Origin of the sequence: Bacteriovorax sp. DB6_IX (genome assembly GCF_000447775.1) — a bacterium.
Taxonomy (GTDB): domain Bacteria; phylum Bdellovibrionota; class Bacteriovoracia; order Bacteriovoracales; family Bacteriovoracaceae; genus Halobacteriovorax_A.
On record NZ_AUNJ01000216.1, the window covers coordinates 1 to 4,450 of the forward strand.

Consider the following 4,450-nt stretch of genomic DNA (forward strand, 5'->3'; position numbering starts at 1 on the left):
AACCCTGCAAGGAGGATTTCATGAGTTTTGAAAGCTCACTAAAAGAAGCACTAAATAGAGGAATCAAATTAATTGAGGAGTCTAAATTCTACCAAGATATTACAAATGGTGAGAATGCAAAAGAATACTATATTAAGTATCTTCACTATGCATATCAATATGTCACACTGACATCTTCTTTTACTCCTCTAGCAGCAAGAAGAATGGATTCAAAACACTTAAAGATTAGAAAGTGGATTCTAGAACATTCATCAGAAGAGATGGGTCATGAACTTATGGCCATTAAAGATCTCGAAAAATTTGGATTTCATAAGAGTGAAGTCATGGCCCAGAAAGTCCCAATCGGGGTCACTTCTTGGGTAAGCTTCTTTCATTATAAAGTAGCTATTGAAAATCCATTTGCGGCCTTTGGAGTTCTCTACTTCCTAGAGGGGATGGCCACAGAATTGGCCCCTAAGGTTGTTAAGGAAATTGTCAACGCTCTTGATGAGAAAGAGAAAAAGGCGATCACATTCTTTAGAGAGCACGGTGATCTAGATGAAGACCATCTTGCAGAACAAGAAGAAGTTCTCTTTAAGGCAGAACTTAGCATTGAAGAACAACAGATTATTATTGATACAGTTTATGAAGCCGCAGAAATGAAGAGATTCATGCTTGATAAGCTTGTTGAAGACTGCAATATTGAATAGGGAGAGGTTCATGGCAAGTGAAGCTGAAATTAAAGAGCTCATTTCTGAGATTACAGGAATTGAAACAGAAAAAATTCAAAATGATCAGGAGTTTAAGTCTGATCTACAGATGGACTCAATAGCCATCGCAGACTTAATCTCATCACTAGAAGAAGACTATGACGTTATCATCGAGCAAGAAAAAGCGATGGAAATTAAAACAGTCTCTCAACTCATTGATCACGTTAAATCACTTTAAATAATGAGCGTCGTTTTAAACGACGCTTTTTTTATTCTATATCAAGAACAACTTGACCTTGATCGACTAATCCATCTTTAACAATATTTAAACATGTCACTTCCCCATCTTTTAAGGCCTTAATCTCAACAAGAGTTTTCATGGCCTCAAGACTGACTAGGGTTTGACCTTTCGAGACAGTATCACCTAGAGAGACAAAGAGATCAACGACTTTGCCTGTAATTGGAGAAGCATAGGCCCTTTCCTTCTTGGCAAAATCTTCTCGCCAAAATGAATGGGCAGCGCTTGTCACGAGAACCTCGCCATCATGACATCTTTCAAGCCAAAGCGTATTATCATTAATTGAATAGTGATAACTCAAATCCTTATGTGTCATTTTCCCAAAACAAACTCGAGATGATGAGTCTGATGATTTTTTTAATATCTCATTCCATATTGGTAATAATTCATTCTCCTCAATTGAAGAATCTTCAAAAGAAGAAGACCAATGAGTTTCAAAGCTCTCCTGGGCCCAACTCACGTGATGCTTATCTTGGCGATACTCCTCATTTTTCAAAGTTGCGAGAAGGTAATCTTTATTAGTGCAAACTCCATGTATCACAAGTTCCTCAAGGGCCTTAATGGCCTTATCAATCGCTTGCTGACGTGTTTTACCGTGAACCATTAATTTACCAATTAAAGGGTCATATTGATGTGAAATAACACCTTCATCTTTTATAAAAGTATCAAAGCGCATAAAACTTTCTTTCGAAAAGTGATGAATTCTTCCAGGATCAGGTAAGAAATCATGACGCGAATCAACAGCGTATATTCTACAACAGATAGAATGACCATTGAGTCTTTGATCAAAAGAAATTTTCTCTCCAAGCGCTAATTCGAATTGAGCTTTTACTAAATCGATATCATATAATAATTCCGTTACCGTATGCTCAACCTGAATACGTGTATTAACCTCTAAGAAATAGGCCTCTTCATTTTCCCTATCCCACAAAAATTCAATTGTTCCCGCACCGAGATAACCTAGCTCTAAAAGAGTTCTTTCAATATGTGGATATTTCTTTTCTATATACTGATTAAAAAGATCTTCTGCGGGACCTTCTTCCATAAATTTTTGATAATTGCGCTGTAAAGAGCAATCGCGACTCGATAAGAAGAAGACCTTATTCTTAGTTGCAAAAATTTGTAATTCAATATGTCTAGCAGTGGGAAGATATCTCTCAACTATAATATCATCATCTTGAAAAAGACTAAGAGAGCGCTTCTTAAGCTCTTGCATCTCACTATTAAAGTCATCGGAGTTTTTAACGATTGAATTTCCACGTCCCCCACCACCGAGAGAGGCCTTTAGCATGAGAGGAAAATCCTTTAACTTTATATCTTCTTCATCAATTTTTAATACTTCAAATTGGCATTTCTTTGCAAAGCTCATACACTCACGTTTTGAACTTAGAGCACTCAAAGTCTCAGAGCGTGGGCCAATAAAAGCAATTCCTAAATCTTCACAGAGCTTGGCAAGACGGCTATCTTCAGAAAGAAATCCATAACCAGGATAGATTGCATCAATCTGATACTGGCCAACAAGTTTTTCAATAATATCTAAATTTGTAAAAGGATTGATGGCATCAGAAAAAGTAATCAGCTTATCGGCCTCTTGGGCCAGTAATGTCTCCTTCTCACTATCATTGGCGATAACAAAGCTTCTAAGTTTTAATTTCTTACAGGCCTCAAGTGCACGATAGGCAATCTCTCCTCTATTACAGATTAAGATATTTTTCATTCATTAACTCCAATATCAAAATGCGAAACAAGCTTTCCACTAAGAATATTCTTATATACCGATTCATCATATTGATAATCACAAGAATCATCTAAGATGGTACTAATGACAAATTGAATAGAATCGTCAGTTGTAAAATCGCCTATCATCTTATCCTTATTGTAATCGGTAAAGAGAAGATAATTGATGGCCGTAACCACACGACAATACTTAAGGGCCGCATCCCTTGCCAAATAAGCAGTATAATCAGTTACACCTTCAATGAAAGATCTTAATTTCTCAACTTCTGAGCGAAGCTGTAGAACGATCCCTCTTGTATCCTCATCATAGAGAGTGTTGAAGGCAGAGAAGATGAAATCTTCACTACGAGAAGAGAGCTTAAGTGAAGAGCCATCAAAGTGAAGAGTTTCGTATTTTAAATTATAAACTTCCTCAAAATCATACTCTTCTTCAGCATCAATGTGGTTTTTAATATTATTGAATTTAGAAGCAATAATAGAGAGGTTAACCCCCATACTACCATCAAAGAGTGAAACAACCGCATGATCTCTGACATTCTTTTGAAAGAGAGGATAATCATTTTCTCTAAGATAATATCTCGCACCTAGAATCTCACTTGAGATACCAATTTGCTTTTCAATCATATGCGGTATGAATGACTTTGTGACAGCTGAATAAAGGGCCATAAACTTAGGAGCTAAAGTGGCCATTCTAGTGACACTTATCGATAAGGCCTCACTTGCAAGAATAAGGGCCAGTGCTTTTGAGCTAAGAGATTTTACGCTACCTCTATCTTTAAGGAGTTCATCATAGAGAACACGAGAATGCGTGAAATCTAGCATATCGCGAAATGTAGAATCCGCAGCACCTAGAGAGAATGCAGCACAGAGAGTTCGAGAAATTTGCATAGTTCGCGCAACAGTCTCTAAAGCGCGTCCCTTCTTTCCAATGACAACATCTTTAGGAAGGCTAAGTTCATCGAACTTGATTCCACTAATATCAGCTCCGCGAATACCGTGTGTTTTTAGTTTATCAATATTTTCGTAATCATCTTTTGAAAGTTGACTCTTATCAATAAAAAGCAGTGTTGGCCCATTTTCAGCAATGGCCAAGACACTCATCACCTTTCCCTTCGTCGCATTATTGATGCACCACTTTTGACCATTGAGAATAAAACTATCTTCAGTCTCATCAATTGTGACTTCACTTGCAGAGATATCACTCCCATGCTCCAATTCTGTGAGGGCCAGACAATTCAGTCCTCCCTGAGAAAGAATAGAAGTGAGCGCATGTTTTTGTTCGGCACTGCCGTGAATCCATACAGGCAGTGAGCCTAAGAAACATTGTCCAACAGCGATGGCAGAAGTTACATTTCGTCTTGCAAGTGATCTTCCAAGAGCGAAGAGCTGATCGATCCCCTTTAACTCTCCTCCTAACTCCATTGGAATTAGAAATCTTAAAATTCCTTGATTGATAAGACTCTGCGCCTCACGTGGGAAGCTTGAGTTCTCATCATCCTCTAGGATTGAAGGAATAAGACCTTTTCTTGGTCCAAAGATCATTTCAAATTGCTGGTAAAATTCATTCATATTATTTCCAATTCTCTAATTCATTAATTGTTCTTTCTATTAGAAGATTCCAAATATCTTCTCTTCTTCCACCAATATGTGGAGTTATAAAAACTTGATCTAATTGACTTAAAACTCCATCTTCAGGATAGGGCTCAGGGTATGTCACATCAGTGAG

At 37.5% G+C, this 4,450-nt stretch carries 4 protein-coding genes; 2 read left to right on the forward strand and 2 right to left on the reverse strand.

What is annotated here, in order from left to right; all coding sequences use genetic code 11:
* Positions 1 to 20 precede the first annotated feature (20 nt).
* Both M901_RS06345 and M901_RS06350 read left to right on the forward strand, forming a co-directional pair.
* Positions 21 to 689 carry an iron-containing redox enzyme family protein gene (locus tag M901_RS06345; RefSeq protein ID WP_021277353.1) on the forward strand — a complete coding sequence of 223 codons (669 nt, stop codon included), beginning with the start codon at positions 21 to 23 and terminating at the stop codon, positions 687 to 689.
* A gap of 10 nt (positions 690 to 699) precedes the next feature.
* Complete coding sequence (locus M901_RS06350; protein WP_021277352.1) at positions 700 to 927, forward strand: acyl carrier protein; 228 nt, start codon at positions 700 to 702, stop codon at positions 925 to 927.
* A gap of 31 nt (positions 928 to 958) precedes the next feature.
* Here the strand turns inward: M901_RS06350 and M901_RS06355 are convergent, their stop codons facing one another.
* Positions 959 to 2,704, reverse strand: coding sequence for a biotin carboxylase N-terminal domain-containing protein (locus M901_RS06355; protein WP_021277355.1), 1,746 nt, complete (start codon positions 2,702 to 2,704; stop codon positions 959 to 961).
* Positions 2,701 to 4,293, reverse strand: coding sequence for an acyl-CoA dehydrogenase (locus M901_RS06360; protein ID WP_021277351.1), 1,593 nt, complete (start codon positions 4,291 to 4,293; stop codon positions 2,701 to 2,703). The genes M901_RS06355 and M901_RS06360 overlap by 4 nt, the downstream gene beginning before the upstream one ends.
* Between the last annotated feature and the right edge of the window lie 157 nt (positions 4,294 to 4,450).